The following is a 17542-nucleotide window of genomic DNA, read 5'->3' as shown; positions in this document are numbered from 1 at the left end:
GCCACAGGTCACTGAATTTTAAAGTGCTGTAAAAATGCGGAAAGAATGGCAGTCTCCTCAGGGTTTCGTTTATCCAAGCGTGCCACTGCTTCAGCTTGGGCGTCGGCAATCGTCGTCCAACCCGTCCTTTCATATCCAGTGCCGGTCATACGCCGCGCAATCTTGGCGGCCATGTTGCTGCGAAGGCTGTCCGACAGCAGGTCAGGCCGATGTTCAAATATCAGACGACGACCGAGCACGATCAGTCGGCCATCGTCGAACCCGTCAACAATCGCTGGTCGATCTTCCCATGCTGTTTGGTGGAACGCAGCCATGCGGTTTTCATCAGCGCGGTTTACGAACCCAGAATAGATTTGCTCTTCCACGAACTCCGACGATGGCCAGTCCTGCTTGGCACACAGGCGGATTAACCGCGCACAGAATTCCGTGTCGGCTTGTAGCCGATATGCGCGCTCCAGCAGGTCGCCAGCAGCAACATCGTCGAAGTGATCATATTCGGTTAAGGGTTGCAGGGCCGGGGCAGCATTTGTGCGAATGCGCCTGACAGGCTTAGGCGAGCGGGCCAGCCGTGCGGCCAACTCTTCATCCGTCATGGCGCGAAGCTGGTCCATGTCGATAGTCAGGCTCAAGGCAAGCACGCTGCCAGCATTGCCGGGGTCATGCCCAATTTTGGCGAGCGCAAATTGGTACGGACGATTGTAATAGCTTTCCGTGAGAACGAAGCACGGCTCGGCATCCAAAAACGCTGCCAAAGCTGCTTTGTCCGAAAACTGAATAGCGTCTGCCCATAATGCTGGCGCGTTGTCACGGATGAGGCGGGCCACATGGATCGTGGCCTCGACATCGGCCAATGCGTCATGGGCATTCGCGTGCGCAAAGCCGTTTGCCGGTGCTAGCCGGTCAAGCCTGAACGTTGGCTTGCCGTTTTCACCAGTTGGCACGATGATAGCGCCCGGCATCAGAACTGACGCAGCCTGTGCTATCTTCAATATATCGATCCGGCAGTTGCCTGCCGTGTTGGTTAGATAGGGGGAGTGCAGTGACTGGTACAGCGCCTGCCGCAGCAGGTGCTCATCAAAGCTGAGGGTATTCCAGCCGGTGAAGATGGACGGCGACCAAGCCGCGAGCTTTGCTCGAATGGCGCAGATCATTTCGTAATGGCTAGGAAGGGTCGGGTCGGTGATCTGCTCAATGCTGATCCGTGTTACGCATAAAGCGCCGGGCGACGGCACGATATGTGGCATCAGGCGGCATCGGATTTCGAAGCGGTCGATTTCGTTCAGGTCAACGTCGGTGTGGATAGCCGCGAATTGCAGGATCTGATCGAAGCTGGTGCTCGTGCCGGTCGTTTCCGTGTCGTAGAAAACAAACCCCATATATGGTCCCGCTAACCCTGATCGGCTGACGCTATCAGTGCCGCCAATAAATCGCCATGGCCGACGAACCTGCCGTCGCGGTCGCGTGTTTCGTCCCGTGCAATTTCGTACCAGCCGACCAGCCTGCCGTTTCGATTGCGGCCTGTGATCCTGCCCCCGGCGCGGTCGGACCAACCCAACAACAACCCATTTCTATCTCGGTACATCTGTCGCACTGGTCTGCCTCCTTAATTGAGGCTGTTCGATCAAGCGCCGATGGTGGTGGCTGTCAACAAAAGGCTTTCGGTTCAGGCCGATGCTTCGGCAGCCCCGCTAAGGGGCCACAGACGTCAATATGGATTGAGGCATAGTCGCTGTGCTGCCCAGATCATTTTGCGCTGCTATGACCCTCGCGGGGCACTACATGCCTGCCACAGACAAACACACAGGGTTATAAAGTCGAACACCGATGCTGGAAAAGAGAAGGGTTCTTTATGCCAAACTGGCCACCCCCTGACGAGAAGCCGATTTCTCGCATCGAGATATTGATCGTTGCTACCCCCGTGGGGCTAACGATCCTCCTTACCCTTTGTGCTCTCGTTCAAGATCTTGGCAACTGGCTGGGGCGTTGAGGTGAAATCTCGACAAAGGCCCATGGGAAGCGAGGGGGTGCATTGCAATTTACTCTAGCACATATGATCCCTCGATCATGGTGCCTTTGGCATCGAAAAGCCACCAAGAGAAATCGTCGGGCTCAATCCTGAAGCAATCCGTTGGCATAATCACTATGCGCTTGAGAAGCCGCCTAAGGCTCATGTTGGCGCGGCCCCTTGCATAGGTGCGAACCTCATCAAGCTCGCTATCTAGGTCTGCCTCAAGCGCCCTGAGAGAAGCGGCATCGCTTTCTGTGGAAGGTTTGGACATCTCGATACCTAGCGCCTTCTGCGCCAAATCGATAGATTTGCTCCGGTCTTCGATCTGCTGTTGAAGTGCTGCCACGCGCTGGACGATTGCTTTCGGGCCACCCTCCTCAAGCACCCCGATCAGGTTGTCCAACCGATTTTGATCCGCGTCCCTGAGCCTCACAATTTCTGCTAGCTGTTCCCGTAACGTCGCCACTGCGGCAGCCTCGGTGCGCTTTGCCACCAATTGCGGCAATAACTCATTCAGCACCGTTGCCTCGACCACATCGTAGCTCAGGATTGTGCCATTGCTGCAATTGTGTTTGCGGCGGGCTCTGTCGCAACGAAGGCGACGGTGATCATTCCGTTTGTAGGTCATAACCTCACCGTTCTTTTTGGTGTATGTTTGCCCCTTGTCGATTTGATGACGAAAATGGGCACCACCGCCGCACTCTCCGCACACGATGATGCCTTGGAGCAGGTTACGGTTATAATTTGCTTTCGTGGTAGTCTGGTTGCCCTTTCGCATCGCCAGCGCGGCCTGTGCGCGGTTCCACTTCTCCGTGGTAATTGCTTGGGGGAAAAAATCGACAGCCAGGATTTCGCCTTTGTTCGTCACGTATTCGCCTAGCACGGTCCGTTTGGTGAGGAGACGGTAGATGTAGCTATAGAACCAACCGTTGTTCCCTCTCCGCTGCTCGGGCGGCGTCCAGCTTGGCTCGTCGCGGGCATGTAGAATTGTCACAATTTTGTGAATGCCAACCCCGTCGATGTAGAGGTCATAAATCTCGTTCAGAACTTTAGCGCGTTGCTCGTTCAGCACCATCTTTCCGCCAATGCGGTCGACCCAGAGCGGCATGTTCGGCACGGGAATATTTTTCGCGCCTTGGCTGATTGCGTCCATGCGTTTCTGCCAGGTGGCAGTGGTCCGCTTACTCTTTTTACTGCTTTCCTCGTGCGCCTGCTGCGCGATAATCACGAGCTTGAAGATGTCTAGCATCTCCCCAGATGCAGCAGCTCGATAGATATGCGCATCGTGATACGTGGCAACATCGACCCCGTTTTCGTTGAGGCCCCAGATCAGTTGAGCGGCGGCCTTTGCACCCTGACGGCTCAGTCGGTCGATGTTCTCCACGACCAGTACCTTGCCGGTATGCAGCCCATTTCTGGCTTCGATCTCAAACTCGTGAAGAGATGCGCCCTCGTATCTATTTGCGCCATGAAAGGCGGATCGCCCTTCATCTATGATCGTCTTCTCGACGGTCCAGCCGTGTTCGGTTGCGAAATCGGTGCCAAGTTTTCGCTGCCGTTCTAACGAGAAGCCCCTCTGCTCTGATGTTGAAAATCGGGCGTAAATGATTGCAAACTGTGACATCAAAACCCGTTAACACCCAAGCGTTGCATTTCAGTTTACTTACCTAGCATCCTGCGTGCAGATGATCGCGGCGATGAACCCGTGCCGCTGCGGGCATCTGGGCGATCCCGCGCTCGGCTGCTCGCGCGCGCCCAGATGCGCGGCGGATTATCAGGCCAAGGTATCGGGACCATTGCTCGACCGCATCGACCTGCATGTCGAGGTCGAAGCCGTCACCGCCGCCGACCTAACACTGCCCCCGCCCGCCGAAGGCTCGGCCGAGGTCGCCGCCAGAGTCGCCGCCGCCCGCGCCCTCCAGACCGCGCGCTACGCCGACATCAAGGCCCGCACCAACGCCGAGATCGACGGCGAAGCACTGGAACGCTTTGCCACGCCGGATGAGCCGGCAAGGCAGCTGCTGGCAAGAGCGGCAGAGGCGATGCGTCTATCTGCGCGCGGCTATACACGAGTTTTGAGGGTCGCCCGCACGATCGCGGATCTGAGCGGCGCACAGACAGTGGGCCGGGTGCATGTCGCAGAGGCACTGAGCTACCGCAGACGGGCGCCGGTGGGGTAACAGCAGCGGAGCCCCCCGGCCCCGCCGCCGTCATCGCATGTTACTGCGCGGTCCAGCCGCCATCCACGGGGATTGCGGTGCCGGTGATTTGCGCGGCGGCCTCGCTCGACAGGAACGCGGCGAGTTCGCCCATCTGTTCGGGAGTGGCGAACTGCTTGCTGGGCTGCTTTTCGATCAGCAGCTTTTCGGTTGCTGCTTCCACGCTGATGCCCTGATCGGCGGCCATCGCCTCGATCTGCTTCTGCACCAAAGGCGTGTGGACCCAGCCGGGGCAAATGGTGTTCGACGTGATACCGGTGCCGGCGTTCTCGAGCGCAACGACCTTGCTCAGGCCGACCACGCCGTGCTTGGCGGCGACGTACGCCGCCTTGTGCTTGCTGGCGATCAGGCCGTGGACCGATCCGATGTTGATGATCCTGCCGAAGCCCTTGGCCTTCATGTGCGGCAACGCTGCCTGGATGGCGAAGAAGATGCCCGACAGGTTGATCGCGATCACTTGGTGCCACTTGTCCGCCGGAAAGTCCTCGACCGCGTCGGTGTGCTGGATGCCGGCGTTGTTGACGAGGATGTCGACCGAGCCGAGCTTTTCGACGCACAGTTCGACCATCGCCTTGACATCGTCGGGCTTGGACATGTCGGCGTTGCTGTAGACGACCTCGACGCCGTATTTGGCGGCCAGGCCTGCGCGTTCCTTCTCGATCGCATCGGCATCGCCGAAACCGGTGATGACCAGATTGGCGCCCTTGGACGCCAAAACATTGGCAATGCCCAGCCCGATTCCGCTGGTCGAGCCGGTGACGATGGCATTCAGTCCCTTAAGCATTTCAGATCCCCTTCAGAGCAGTTGCACAACGCGGCCCGGAGCTTTGTTCGCAGGTGCAGCGAATCACTCTTGCCGACTCGTCTAACGTGAGTTACCCCTACGTTCCAACGGAAAAAGACGGGTTTCGCATCAGTTTCTGGGGGAAATGCGATGGCCAAGGCTAGCCCGTCGTCTGCGGCCAATGCTGCGGATGCGAAATCCGAAAATGTCAAATATGTTGCAGCCGCTAACAGCAAACCGGTCAATCTGGCGTTGCAGGGCGGCGGTGCGCACGGGGCCTTTGCCTGGGGCGTGCTCGACCGGCTGCTCGAGGATGGCCGGCTGAAATTCGATGCGGTGAGCGCGACCAGCGCGGGCGCGATGAACGCCACGGTGCTGGGCTATGGCCTTACCATCGGCGGGGCCGACGGGGCGCGCGAAGAGCTCGAGAAATTCTGGAAGAAAATCAGCGACGAAGGCGCCAAGGGGCCGCTGCAGCCTTCGTGGATCGACAAGGCGATGGGCAACCACAGCCTTGATTTCAGCCCCGCCTTCCTGATGATGGACATCCTCTCGCGGGTGATGTCGCCTTATGAGCTCAACCCATTCAACTTCAATCCGCTACGCCAGGTGCTGGAGTCCAGCATCGATTTTGGCGTGCTGCGCGAGGGTTGCCCGATCAAGCTTTTCCTGTCGGCCACCAATGTGCGCACCGGCAAGGTCCGCATGTTCGAGAACCACGAGATCGGCCCCGATCAGGTGCTGGCATCGGGCTGCCTGCCGTTCATGTTCCAGACCATCGAGATCGATGGCGAGGCATATTGGGACGGCGGATACATGGGCAATCCGGCAATCTTCCCGCTGATCTATGGCAGCGAGACCAACGATGTCGTGATCGTCCACATCAACCCGCTCAACCGCGAGGAAATCCCCAAGACCGCCAAGGACATCCTCAACCGGATCAACGAGATCAGCTTCAATTCCAGCCTGATGCGCGAGATGCGCGCGATCGCCTTCGTCACGCATCTGATCGACGACGGCCAGCTCAACGACGACAGGCACCGGCGGATGCTGATCCACTCGATCCAGGACGAGGTGTTCATGGAGAGCCTGGGCGTCACCAGCAAGCTCAACCCCGACTGGGGCTTCATGAAGAAGCTGCGCGATGTCGGCCGCGAATGCGCCACCCAGTGGCTGGACAATCATTTCGACGATGTCGGGGTGACATCGTCGACGGACATCAAATCCTTTTTTCTCTGATCCTTTGGTCAAAAACGGGGGTTCCTGACCATGACGCCTGAAGACATCCTGAAACTGCCTTCCATGCCCGCCGCAGCGCCCAGCTATCCGCTCGGCCCGTACCGCTTCATCAACCGCGAATTCATGATCGTGACCTACGAGACCGACCCGGTTGCACTGCGCGCCGCAGTGCCCGAGCCGCTCGAGCCCAATGCCGACAATCTGGTGCTCTACGAATGGATCCGCATGCCCGACAGCTCGGGGTTCGGCGATTATACCGAAAGCGGGATCGTCATCCCCTGCACCTATCAGGGCGAGCCGATCAACTACACTGCGCAGATGTATCTCGACGACGAGCCGCCGATCAGCGCGGGTCGCGAGATATGGGGCTTTCCCAAGAAATACGCTCTCCCAAAGCTGATCGTCGCGTCGGACACGCTGACCGGCACATTATCCTATGCGGGGCAGACCGTCGCGATGGGGACCATGGCGTACAAGTGGCAGGAGAGCCCCGGCGGCTGCGAAGCGCAGGCCAAATCGATGACCAAGACATCGTGCAACCTCAAGATCATCCCCGATGTCGATGGCAGCCCCAAGATCTGCCAGCTGGTCGCCTATAATCTGGAGGACGTCACGGTGAAGGGCAGCTGGGTCAGCCCAGCGCGGCTGCAGCTGATCCCTCATGTCAACGCGCCGGTGGCGGACCTGCCGATCCTGCGCATCGTCGGCGGCAAGCACTTCATCAGCGATCTCACCCTGCCGCATGGCCGGGTGCTGTTCGATTACATCAAAGACGCCGCAGGCTGAGAGGGGGACAGGACATGAACAAGCAGGATGTGCTGAAGCTCAGCTCCATGCCGCTGCAGAGCCCGACCTATCCGGTGGGCCCGTACAAGTTCTTCGAACGCCAGTACATGATCATCAACTACCGGACCGATCCGGCGATGATCCGCCAGATGTTGCCCGAGCCGCTCGAGCCCGATGGCGATGTCGTCTCGGTGCAATGGCTCGATCTGCCCGATGGCGAGGGCTTCGGCGCCTATTCGGCGGTGGCGCAGGCGATCCCGTGCACGCTGGGCGGCGAGAGGTGCACCTTCCTCACCCAGATGTATGTCGACAACTGCCCGCCTCTGGCGGGCGGTCGCGAGATCTGGGGCTATCCGATGAAGTACGGCATCGCCAAGCTGGATACCGTGGGCGACACGCTGACCGGCGTTCTGACCTATGCCGGGCAGACCGTCGCCAGCGGGACGATGGTGTACAAGCACGGCAGCCCGACCGATCCGGCAGCAATCGAGGCGCTGCTCAAGCGCACGCAGGTGACGCTCAAGCTGATCCCCGACATCGACGGATCGCCCGCGATCGCGCAACTGGTAGGCATCACCTTTGCCGATGTGGTGGTGAAAGGCGCGTGGACCGGGCGGGCGCGGGTCGAGCTGATCGATTCGGTCAACTGCCCGCTCGCCGACCTGCCGGTGCTCGAACACACCGGCGGACTGCACCTGGTGACCGACATGACGCTGCCTTATGGCCGCGTGCTGCACGATTATTTGACCTGACGGGCGCCCAAACGAACACTCCTGACCCCGGCGCGGCTTGAGCCCGCCGGGGTTTTCGCACTCAGAGCAGCTCGGCCACCGTCTCGCTGGGCCGGCAGAGCTTGACCGCATCGGGTGTCGCCACGATCGGGCGGTTGATCAGGATCGGGTGCGCCATCATCGCATCGACAATCTGCGCGTCGGTAACGCCGGCATCATCGAGTCCCAGCTCCTTGGCCAGTGGCTCCTTGGCGCGCAGCAGGCCACGCGCGCCCTCCCCCGCCCGCGCGATCAGGCTTTCCAGCGTATCGCGCGAAGGCGGGGTCTTGAGATATTCGACAACCTGCGGCTCGTGCCCCGCCTCGCGGATGGCCGCCAGAACGTTGCGCGAGGTGCCGCATTTCGGGTTGTGATAGACGGTGAACTGCATCGCCTGTTTCCGCAGGATCAGAACGGCACGTCGTCGTTGAGATCGTCGTCGAAGCCGCCGCCGCCCCAGCCGCTCGAAGAACCGCCATCGTTGAAGCCGCGCGCCCCACCCGAGCCACCGCCCGACGAGCCGCCGCCGCTGCTGCGAGCGCCGCCACCGCCGCCGTAATCACCGCCGCCGCCACCCATGCCGCCGCCGCCGCCGGGCTTGCCGTCGAGCATGGTCATCACAGCGCCAGGGCCCTGCAGCACGACTTCGGTGGTGTAGCGGTCGTTGCCGTCCTTGTCGGCCCATTTGCGGGTGCGCAGCTGGCCTTCGACATAGATCTTGCTTCCCTTGCGCAGGAAGCGTTCGGCGACGCCGACCAGGCCTTCGCCGAAGATCGCGACGGTGTGCCAGTCGGTCCGCTCCTGCTTTTCGCCGGTGTTGCGGTCCTTCCAGTTTTCGGTGGTGGCCAGCCGCAGATTGGCGACCTTGCCGCCGTTCTGGAAGCTGCGGACTTCCGGATCGGCACCCAGATTGCCGATCAGAATGACCTTGTTGACGCTGCCCGACATATGCTTTCCCCGGATATTGTGTGCTGTGGTGGATGACCGGGCAGAAATTCGCTCCGGTCTGTTGTCGCGTTTATAGCCCTAAAGCCGTCGCGGTCCAGAAGGTAATCCCAGCCGCGACCCATGCCAGGCCGAACAGATAGGCGAGCATGAACATCGGCCATTTCCAGCCATTGGTCTCGCGCTTGGTCACCGCGATCGTTGATATGCACTGCGGCGCGAACACGAACCAGGCGAGGAACGCGAGCGCGGTGGGCAAAGACCAGCGTCCCGCGAGCCGCTCGCCCAGCGCGAGCGCTGCGGTTTCCTCGTCGGGCGCGTCGATCGCATAGGTCGTCGCCAGCGCCGAGACCGCAACCTCGCGCGCCGCCATCGCCGGGATCAGCGCCAGCGCGATGTCGCGGCTGAACCCGATCGGCGCGACCACCGGCTCGAGCAGGCCTGCAATCCGTCCCGCAGCCGAATATTCAGATTGGCTCATACTGCTGCCTTCGGGCACCTGCGGATAGGTGAGCAGCAGCCACAGGCCGATGGTCACCGCAAAGATGATCGTGCCTGCCCGCCGCAGGAACAGCGCAGCGCGCTGCCACAGCCCCAATGCCAGATCGCGCAGCCGCGGCAGCTGGTATTTGGGCATCTCCATCAGGAAGCCGCTCGCCCCGCCCTTGGCGACGGTCGAGCGCAGCACCAGAGCGACCACCATCGCGCCGATGATGCCGAAGACATACAGCCCGAACAGCACCAGCCCCTGCATCCCTATCCCCGGGCCGATCGCGGTGGAGGGGATGAACGCGGCAATGATCACGGTATAGACCGGCAGCCGCGCCGAGCAGGTCATCAGCGGCGCGATCAGGATGGTGGTCAGCCGGTCCTTCTCGTCCGAGATGCTGCGCGTCGCCATGATGCCCGGAATCGCGCAGGCGAACGATGATAGCAGCGGAATGAACGAGCGTCCCGACAGGCCGACCCCCGCCATCATCCGGTCCATGATGAACGCGGCGCGGGCCATGTATCCGGTCGCCTCCATCAGCAGGATGAAAAAGAACAGGATGATGATCTGCGGTAGGAAGACGACCACCGAGCCGACGCCCGCGATGACGCCATCGACCACCATCGAGCGGAAGAAGCCTTCCGGGATCGTCGCGGTCGCGAGTTCGCCCAGCGCCGCAGCACCCGCCTCCAGCGCATCGGCGAACGGCGTTGCCCAGCTGAACACCGCCTGGAAGATGATGAACAGCAGCGCAAACAGGATGATCGGCCCGGCAAAGGGGTGGAGCAGCACGCCATCGGCGCGGTCGGTCCAGCGGCGGCTGTCGGTCTGCGAAACGATCGCGCTGTTGGCGATGTGCTCGGCTCGCCTGCGCCGCGCGCGCATGTCCGGCTCGCCCAGCGGCGCGTGCGGCCCCTGCTTGGCGAGGATCACGGCATCGAGCGCGGCGGCGAGTTCTGCCAGCCCCCTGCGCCGCACCGCGACCGTGGGGATCACCGGCACGCCGAGGTCCGCAGCCAGCCGCGCGGCATCGAGCGTCAGCCCGTCACGTTCGGCAAGATCCACCATGTTCAGCGCGACCACCGTGGGCAGGCCCAAAGCCAGCAACTCGAGCGCGAACACCAGATGCTGGTCGAGATTGGCCGAATCGAGCACGATGATCAGCGCCTCAGGCCGACGCTCGCCCGTCTGGCGGCCCATCACCACATCGCGGGTCACCGCCTCGTCGGGGCTGGTCGGATCGAGGCTGTAGCTGCCGGGAAGATCGATGAGCTCACCCGGACGGCCATCGGCAAAAGTAAAGCGGCCCGATTTGCGCTCGACGGTGACGCCAGGATAGTTCGCGATCTTCTGCCGCGCGCCGGTTAGCGCATTGAACAGCGCGCTCTTGCCTGCATTGGGGTTGCCGACCAGCGCGATCAGCGGCTGATGCACGGTCATGCGATGGTCTCTGGCGCGGCGTCGGGCGCGCGCAGCGTGATGGCGCGGGCATGGACGCGGCGGATCGCCACCGTCATCCGGCCGATGCTGAGCGCGATCGGATCGCGCCCGAAGAAGATGCCGCGATGGCGGATGGTGACGCTCGCGCCTTCGTCGACGCCCAGCGCACGCAGCCGCTTGCCTTCGTCTGCAGGCAGGACGCTCCAGTCGATCGCGGAAATTTCCGCACGCTGGCCGGTAGGGAGCTGGTCAAGAAGCATGGTCTGGTGTTGCGAACCGCTATCAATATCCGCGCGTGCGCGCCAGCGATTTCTTGTGACAGCGTCACCCGCCCTGGTGCACCCGTGCGGGCTTGGCGCGGCGGGGGTGCTGGGCTAGTCCAGCAGCATGGGCAGGGCGCACGCATCACCGGACGCGATCATCATCGGCGGTGGCCATAACGGCCTGACCTGCGCCTTCTATCTGGCGCGCGCAGGCCTGTCCGTGCGGATCGTCGAAGCGCGCAATGTGATCGGCGGCGCGGCGGTGACCGAGGAATTTCACCCCGGATTCCGCAATTCGGTGGCCAGCTACACGGTGAGCCTGCTCCAGCCCAAGGTCATCGCCGACATGGGTCTGGTCGGACGCGGGTATCGCGTCATCGAGCGCCCGGTGTCGAACTTCCTGCCACTTGCGCAGGGCGATCATCTGATCCTCGGCGGCGGGCTGGAGCGCACGCAAGCCGCGTTCGCGCGCTTCTCGCGCAAGGACGCCGAGGCGCTGCCGGGCTATTACGCGATGCTCGAACGCGTCGCCGATGTGCTGCGCGAGCTGGCGCTGCGTCCGCCGCCCAATGTCGGCGGCGGCGTCGCCGGGCTGGTCGAGGCGCTGACCACCGGGCGGCAGCTTTCCCGGCTGCCGCGGGAAGTCCAGCGTGACGTGCTCGACCTGTTCACCAAGTCCGCGCGCGAGTTCCTCACCCCCTGGTTCGAGAGCGCGGCTGTGCAGGCGGCGTTCGGCTTCGACGCCGTTGTCGGCAACTATGCCAGCCCCGACACGCCGGGCTCGGCCTATGTATTGCTCCACCACGTGTTCGGCGAGGTCAACGGCCACAAGGGCAGCTGGGGGCATGTCATCGGCGGGATGGGCAGCATCACTCGGATGATGGCCGAGGCCTGCGCCGAGCAAGGCGTCGAGATCAGCTTGAACAGCCCGGTCGAAAAGGTGCTGGTCGAGGGCGGGCGCGCCACCGGGGTGCGGCTGGCAAGCGGCGAGGAACTGCGGAGCCAACGCATCATCGCCAATGTCGGGCCGAAACTGCTCTATGGGAAGATGGTGCCGCGCGCCGCACTTCCGCAAGATTTCGCGCGGCGGATCGATGGCTACGTTTGCGGATCGGGCAGCTTCCGGATGAACGTCGCGCTCGACCGGCTGCCCGATTTCACATGTCTGCCCGGGGCCGAAAACCCTTGGGGCGAGCATCTGCGCGCAGGCATCGTCATCGCGCCCAGCCTCGATTACATGGACCGCGCGTTCAGCGATGCCAAGGCGCACGGCTGGTCGCGCGAACCGATCGTCGAGATGCTGATCCCCTCGCTCGTCGACGACAGTCTGGCGCCCGCGGGGCATCATGTCGCGAGCCTGTTCTGCCAGCAATTCGACCCCAAGCTCGACTGGACGCCCGAGCAGGAAGCGGCGGCTGCGGACACGATCATCGATACGGTCGAGGCGCACGCGCCTGGCTTTCGCGCTTCGATCCTGGGCAAGCAGATGCTCAGCCCCAAAGGTCTGGAGCGCACCTTCGGCCTGATCGGCGGCGACATCTTCCATGGCCGGATGAGCCTCGACCAACTCTGGGCCGCGCGCCCGGTGCTGGGCCATGCCGATTATCGCGGGCCATTGAAGGGGCTGTACATGTGCGGATCGGGCACGCACCCCGGCGGCGGCGTCACCGGCGCGCCGGGGCACAATGCGGCAAAGGTGGTGCTGGCGGACAAGAGATGGCGGCGGGGGTGACCCGCTCCCCTCCCGCCCGCGGGAGGGGAGAGGCCTCTGTTACCCCTTCGCCAGCCGCGCCGCAGAGGCCAATTTGATGAAAGCCCACACCTCGCTATCGAAGCCGGGATCGGCCTGAACCGGCCAGTTGGGCATGTCGTCGTACATCTTCATCGTGCCCTGCATCATCGCCGGGCTGGCGACCTGGGTGAAGGGCTTGAGCAATTCGAACCAGCGCGCGACAAAGCCCGCTGCCACCTCGCTGGCAGGGTCCATCGGCAGCGCGGCCTTGATTGCGTCGCCCAGATCCTTCCATTGCGCGGCATAGGCCTCGTTATCGAAACCGGGCGTCATTGCGCCCATCTTCTCGGCCCATTCGGCCTGCTCTTCGGGGGTGAAATAGCGGTCAGTCACCGCCTTCCATTGGTCTTGTGACATGGTTGTCGTGTCCTGTTGTTCGTGTCGGATCAGCGAGCAGAAGGTCTCTGCATCGATGGGCTCGCCGCGATCGATGCGTGACTTGACGGAAACGAGAAGCGCCTGCGCATCGGATATGCGCCGCGCCTGCGCCTCGAGATGGTCGAGTTGGGCGGTGATCAGCCCGTGAAGATCGATCCGCCGGTTGGCGGTCAGCCGCTGGATCTGCGCCAGAGTCAGCCCCGCCTTCTTGAGCGACAGGATCAGGTTGAGCCGCTCGAGCGCCGCCGCATCATAATGCCGCCGCCCCGACGCGGTCCGCAAAGGCTGCACCAGCCCCCGCGCCTCGTAAAAGCGCATCGCGCGGGCGGTAAGACCGGTGAGCCGGGTAACGGCAGCAATGTCGAGCGAATCAGCCATGAGCTGCTTATGCCACTTGACGCTGCGTCAGCTTCAAGGGGTTTTTTCAGCCCTATCCCCTCCCGCTTGCGGGAGCGGATAGGCACTGCGCACCTCCTCCCGACTTTCCGCATGACGTGCCCCGCCCCATGAGTCATGATCGCGTCCGACATAGCGAGGTACACCATGCGGAAACTTGCGTCGTTCCTGTTCATCTCGCTCGACGGCGTGGTCGAGGCGCCCGACACTTTTGTCCGGCCCGAGCTGTATCAGGACTTTTCGCCGCTGATCGCGCAGTCGATCGCCGGGCAGGACCTGGTGCTGATGGGCCGAAAGATGTACGAGGAATGGTTCGCGTTCTGGCCGACCTCCGACATCCAGCCGTTTTCGGGCTTCATCAACACGGTGCCCAAGCTGGTGGTGTCCGGCACACTGACATCGACCGAATGGCAGGGCTCGTCGCTGCTGGCAGGCGACGTGGCAACCGAGGTCGCCTCCCTCAAGGCCACCGATGGCGGTACCATCGGCGTACATGGCATCGCGCTGATCGAGTCGCTGATCCATGCACGACTGATGGACGAGCTGCATTTCGTGCTCGTTCCTGCGATGGCAGGATGCGGACGGCGACTGCTGTCCACGGCTGCCGAGGCGATCCAGCTCGACCTGATTTCTGCGCAGACGACCCCCACCGGATTGCAGCACCTTGTCTACACGCTGCGGTCAGGCTGACGCCGCTTCCACGCACCCGGTTCGTCCCATTTTCCGCATGACGCCACGCAGCCGATCCGCCATTGTCGCACCCGATGCGTGCCTTGATCCTTCGCCGGCTGTTGATCGCAATCCCCACTTTGCTGCTGGTCCTCATCGCGTCGTTCGCGCTGATGCGGTTTGCGCCGGGGGGGCCGTTCGATGGCGAGCGGCCGCTGGCGCCCGAGACGCGCGCGGCACTGGAGGCGGCTTATGGGCTGAACCTGCCGATGGGCGAGCAGTTCGCGCTGTACCTGAAGCGCACGCTCACCGGCGATTTCGGGCCGAGCCTGGTCTATCGCGATTTCTCCGTGACCCAGTTGATCGCCGACAGCCTGCCGGTGTCGCTCACCCTGGGCGGTCTTGCGATCATCCTCGCGCTGGCGCTCGGGCTGGCCGCAGGGACGGTCGCCGCGCTGCAGCCCGGTGGCTGGGCGGATGAGGCGCTGATGCTCGCTGCCACGATCGTCACCGCCCTGCCCAGCTTCGTCACGGGGCCGTTGCTGGCGCTGATCTTCGGGCTGTGGCTGGGGCTGCTGCCGGTCGGCGGGCTGGGCGATAGCCTCACTAGCGCGCCGCAATTCTGGGTGATGCCGGTGATCGCGCTGGCGCTTCCGGTCGCAGGAGCGATCGCCAAGCTGGCGCGCGCAGGCCTCGCGGCGGCGCTGGCGCAGGAGCACATCCGCACCGCGCGGGCGCGGGGTCTCAGCACCGGCGCGATCATCGTGCGCCACGGGCTGCGGCCTGCGCTCGTCCCGGTGGTCAGCTATCTCGGCCCGGCGGCGGCGGGGCTGCTCACCGGCGCGGTCATCATCGAGACGGTGTTCGCGCTGCCGGGGCTCGGGCGCTACTTCGTGCAGGGCGCGCTCAACCGCGATTACCCGCTGATCATGGCGGTGATCCTGCTCTATGCCGCGCTGATCATTGCATTCAACCTGATCGCGGACCTGCTCTACAGTTGGCTCGACCCCCGGAGCAGGGCATGAACCGCATCGCCCTGCCCGCCACGATCGTCGCGCTGATCGTGCTAGCGGCGCTCATCCTGCCTGCGCTTTTGCCGTGGAGCCATGATGCGATCGACTGGGACCATGTCCGCGCACCCGCCGGATCGCCGGGGCATCTTCTGGGGACCGACGAGCTGGGCCGCGACCGGCTCGCGCGCCTCGCGGTGGCGAGCCGGATCACGCTGCTGGTGGCGCTCGCCGCGGCTTTCGTCTCGATGGTCGTCGGCATCGCCTGGGGCATGGTCGCGGGCTGGGCCGGAGGCCGGGTGGACGAGGCGATGATGCGGATCGTCGATGCGCTCTATGCGCTGCCGTTCATGTTCATCGTCATCGTGCTGATGGTGGTGTTCGGACGCTCGATCCTGCTGGTGTTCGTCAGCATCGGGCTGGTCGAATGGCTGACGATGGCGCGGATCGTGCGCGGGCAGGTGATGACGCTGCGCCAGCGCCCGTTCGTGCTCGCCGCAACGGCGAGCGGGGCACCGGTGCGCGTGATCCTGTGGCGGCACATCCTGCCCAATATCGCAGGCGTCGCGCTCGCCTATCTCACGCTGACGCTTCCCGGGATCATCATGATCGAGAGCTTCCTGTCGTTCCTGGGCCTTGGCGTACAGGAGCCGCTGACCTCGCTGGGCATCCTGGTCAAGGAGGGCGCGGACGACATGGACGTCGCGCCGATGGGTCTGCTGGTGCCCGGCGGGGTGATGGTGACGCTGCTGGTGTGCCTGACGCTGATCGGCGAGTGGCTGCGGGACCGGTTCGCATGAGCCTCTACCGGCTCGAGGGTTTGTCGGTGACCATCGGCAACCGCACGCTGGTGCGTGATGTGTCGCTCGAGATCGCGCCCGGAGAATGCGTCGCGCTGGCGGGCGCTTCGGGATCGGGCAAGAGCCTCACCAGCCTGTCCCCCTTCGGCCTGTCCGCCGGGCGGATCGGAGGATCGGCGATGCTGGCGGGGCAGCAACTGGCAGGATTGCCCGAAGCGGACCTGAGCCGCCTGCGCCGCGTGCATGTCGGCTTCGTCTTCCAGCAGCCGCTGACCGCGCTGACCCCGCATCTCACCGCCGCGCAGCATCTGGCAGAGTGCGTGATGCAGGCTGGAGGCCAGCGACCGGATCGCGCAGCGCTTTGCCATATGCTGGAGGCGGTCGGGCTCGCCGATCCGCTGGTAAAGCTCAGACGCTATCCGCACCAGCTTTCGGGCGGCGAGCGCCAGCGGCTGATGATCGCCTGCGCCATCGCGCATCGACCGAAGCTGCTGATCGCCGACGAGCCGGTGTCCGCGCTCGATGCGCATCTGCGCGGGGAGATCATGGCGTTGCTCACCCGGCTGAGACACGAAACCGGAATGGGGCTGCTGCTGGTCAGCCACGACCTCGCCTCGCTGGAAGCCCATGCCGTCCGGGTGCTGGTGATGCAGGGCGGGCAGGTGGTCGAGGCCGGCGCAGCGGCAACGATCGCCCGCGCGCCCACCCATGCCTATTCCCGCGCCTTGTGGGAAGCGACACCCAGCCTCAGGGCGCCGTTGCCCGGCGATCTGCCCGCCCCCGGCGCGCCTTTGGTCGAGGCGCGCGGGCTGACGGTGCGCTTTGCGGGCGCAGGCCTGTTCGCCAGGCCGGTGACCGCGGTCGACAATGTGGACCTCTCGGTCCGTGAAGGCGAGGCCGTCGCGCTGATCGGCGGGTCGGGTTCGGGCAAATCAACCATCGGCCGCGCCATCGCCGGGCTGGGGCCGGTGAGCGCAGGCGCGGTGTCGTGGCGCGGCGGACCACTCAAGCCACACCGCACCCGCGAGCAGCGGCGCTCGATCCAGCCGGTGTTCCAGGACCCGCTCGCCAGCCTCGACCCGCGCTGGCGGGTGTCGGACGTCATCGCCGAGCCGCTGGTGCATCTGCGCCCCGATCTTACGGCATGGGGCCGCGCGGGGCTGGTGAAAAAGGCGCTGCAACTGGTCGATCTGGACGGCGCGCTGGCCGATGCCACGCCGATGGCGCTCTCGGGCGGTCAGGCGCAGCGGGTCGCGATCGCCCGCGCGCTGGTGGCAGAGCCGCAGATGCTCGTGCTGGACGAGGCGACGAGCGCGCTCGACCCGCTGGTGGGCGCGCAGATCGTCGCGCTGCTGAAGCGGCTGCAACGCGAGCAGCACATTGCGATGCTGGTGATCACCCATGATCTCGCGCTGGCGGCGCAGTTCTGCCACCGTGCGCTGGTGCTTGATGCCGGACAGATCGTGGAGGCGGGGCCGATTGTGGAGCTGATCGCTGCCCCGCAGGCGGCGATGACCCAAAGGCTGGTGGCCGCAAGCTGACGCCTGCGACCA

At 63.8% G+C, this 17542-nt stretch carries 16 protein-coding genes and 1 pseudogene; 9 read left to right on the top strand and 8 right to left on the bottom strand.

Annotated elements, in window-relative coordinates:
- Positions 1–8: 8 nt before the first annotated feature.
- Positions 9–1376, bottom strand: coding sequence for an exonuclease domain-containing protein (locus tag BSY18_RS17690; RefSeq protein WP_069051360.1), 1368 nt, complete (start codon positions 1374–1376; stop codon positions 9–11).
- Positions 1377–2036: 660 nt separating this feature from the next.
- Positions 2037–3632: a recombinase family protein gene (locus BSY18_RS17685; RefSeq protein ID WP_083231544.1), complete on the bottom strand. Its 1596-nt coding sequence runs from the start codon at positions 3630–3632 to the stop codon at positions 2037–2039.
- Positions 3633–3675: 43 nt separating this feature from the next.
- Between BSY18_RS17685 and BSY18_RS17675 the strand changes: the two are divergent.
- Positions 3676–4188 (top strand): annotated as a pseudogene (locus tag BSY18_RS17675) (ATP-binding protein); the annotation flags it as partial.
- Positions 4189–4228: 40 nt separating this feature from the next.
- Here BSY18_RS17675 and BSY18_RS17670 read toward each other — a convergent pair.
- Positions 4229–5011 (bottom strand): 3-hydroxybutyrate dehydrogenase, encoded by a 783-nt coding sequence (locus BSY18_RS17670; RefSeq protein ID WP_069051356.1) that lies wholly within the window; start codon positions 5009–5011, stop codon positions 4229–4231.
- Between the two features lie 150 nt (positions 5012–5161).
- Here BSY18_RS17670 and BSY18_RS17665 point away from each other — a divergent pair, with 150 nt between their 5' ends.
- From BSY18_RS17665 to BSY18_RS17655, 3 genes are read left to right on the top strand one after another with little or no spacing between them, the layout of a single operon-like run.
- A complete protein-coding gene (locus BSY18_RS17665; RefSeq protein WP_083231543.1) occupies positions 5162–6250 on the top strand; it encodes a patatin-like phospholipase family protein in 1089 nt (362 codons plus the stop codon).
- Positions 6251–6280: 30 nt separating this feature from the next.
- Complete coding sequence (locus BSY18_RS17660) at positions 6281–7036, top strand: acetoacetate decarboxylase (RefSeq protein WP_069051355.1); 756 nt, start codon at positions 6281–6283, stop codon at positions 7034–7036.
- Between the two features lie 14 nt (positions 7037–7050).
- Positions 7051–7788 carry an acetoacetate decarboxylase gene (locus BSY18_RS17655; RefSeq protein ID WP_069051354.1) on the top strand — a complete coding sequence of 246 codons (738 nt, stop codon included), beginning with the start codon at positions 7051–7053 and terminating at the stop codon, positions 7786–7788.
- A 61-nt stretch (positions 7789–7849) separates the two neighbouring features.
- Here the strand turns inward: BSY18_RS17655 and arsC are convergent, their stop codons facing one another.
- The 4 genes from arsC to BSY18_RS17635 form a co-directional block, all read right to left on the bottom strand.
- A complete protein-coding gene (gene arsC, locus BSY18_RS17650) occupies positions 7850–8197 on the bottom strand; it encodes an arsenate reductase (glutaredoxin) (RefSeq protein ID WP_069051353.1) in 348 nt (115 codons plus the stop codon).
- 17 nt (positions 8198–8214) lie between these two features.
- The gene (gene ssb, locus BSY18_RS17645) at positions 8215–8754 is read right to left on the bottom strand and encodes a single-stranded DNA-binding protein (RefSeq protein ID WP_069051352.1); all 540 of its coding nucleotides are present in this window, start codon (positions 8752–8754) and stop codon (positions 8215–8217) included.
- 70 nt (positions 8755–8824) lie between these two features.
- Entirely contained in the window at positions 8825–10681 is a 1857-nt protein-coding gene (gene feoB / locus BSY18_RS17640; RefSeq protein ID WP_069051351.1) for a ferrous iron transporter B, read from the bottom strand.
- Positions 10678–10941 carry a FeoA family protein gene (locus BSY18_RS17635; protein ID WP_054135416.1) on the bottom strand — a complete coding sequence of 88 codons (264 nt, stop codon included), beginning with the start codon at positions 10939–10941 and terminating at the stop codon, positions 10678–10680. The genes feoB and BSY18_RS17635 overlap by 4 nt, the downstream gene beginning before the upstream one ends.
- Positions 10942–11068: 127 nt before the next feature.
- Here BSY18_RS17635 and BSY18_RS17630 point away from each other — a divergent pair, with 127 nt between their 5' ends.
- The gene (locus BSY18_RS17630) at positions 11069–12676 is read left to right on the top strand and encodes a phytoene desaturase family protein (protein WP_069051350.1); all 1608 of its coding nucleotides are present in this window, start codon (positions 11069–11071) and stop codon (positions 12674–12676) included.
- Positions 12677–12715: 39 nt separating this feature from the next.
- Here BSY18_RS17630 and BSY18_RS17625 read toward each other — a convergent pair whose 3' ends face one another.
- Complete coding sequence (locus BSY18_RS17625; protein ID WP_069051349.1) at positions 12716–13492, bottom strand: MerR family transcriptional regulator; 777 nt, start codon at positions 13490–13492, stop codon at positions 12716–12718.
- A 165-nt stretch (positions 13493–13657) separates the two neighbouring features.
- Between BSY18_RS17625 and BSY18_RS17620 the strand changes: the two genes are divergently transcribed.
- The 4 genes from BSY18_RS17620 to nikE all read left to right on the top strand — a co-directional run bounded on the left by BSY18_RS17620 (position 13658) and on the right by nikE (position 17530).
- Positions 13658–14200 carry a dihydrofolate reductase family protein gene (locus tag BSY18_RS17620; protein WP_069051348.1) on the top strand — a complete coding sequence of 181 codons (543 nt, stop codon included), beginning with the start codon at positions 13658–13660 and terminating at the stop codon, positions 14198–14200.
- A gap of 74 nt (positions 14201–14274) precedes the next feature.
- Positions 14275–15204 carry an ABC transporter permease gene (locus tag BSY18_RS17615; protein WP_069051347.1) on the top strand — a complete coding sequence of 310 codons (930 nt, stop codon included), beginning with the start codon at positions 14275–14277 and terminating at the stop codon, positions 15202–15204.
- Entirely contained in the window at positions 15201–15989 is a 789-nt protein-coding gene (locus BSY18_RS17610) for an ABC transporter permease (protein WP_069051346.1), read from the top strand. Before BSY18_RS17615 ends, BSY18_RS17610 begins: the two co-directional genes overlap by 4 nt.
- Positions 15986–17530: a nickel ABC transporter ATP-binding protein NikE gene (gene nikE, locus BSY18_RS17605; protein WP_069051345.1), complete on the top strand. Its 1545-nt coding sequence runs from the start codon at positions 15986–15988 to the stop codon at positions 17528–17530. Before BSY18_RS17610 ends, nikE begins: the two co-directional genes overlap by 4 nt.
- Positions 17531–17542 lie beyond the last annotated feature (12 nt).

It is taken from the genome of Blastomonas sp. RAC04 (assembly GCF_001713435.1).
Lineage (GTDB): Bacteria > Pseudomonadota > Alphaproteobacteria > Sphingomonadales > Sphingomonadaceae > Blastomonas > Blastomonas fulva.
This window is presented reverse-complemented; position numbering and strand designations above follow the sequence as displayed.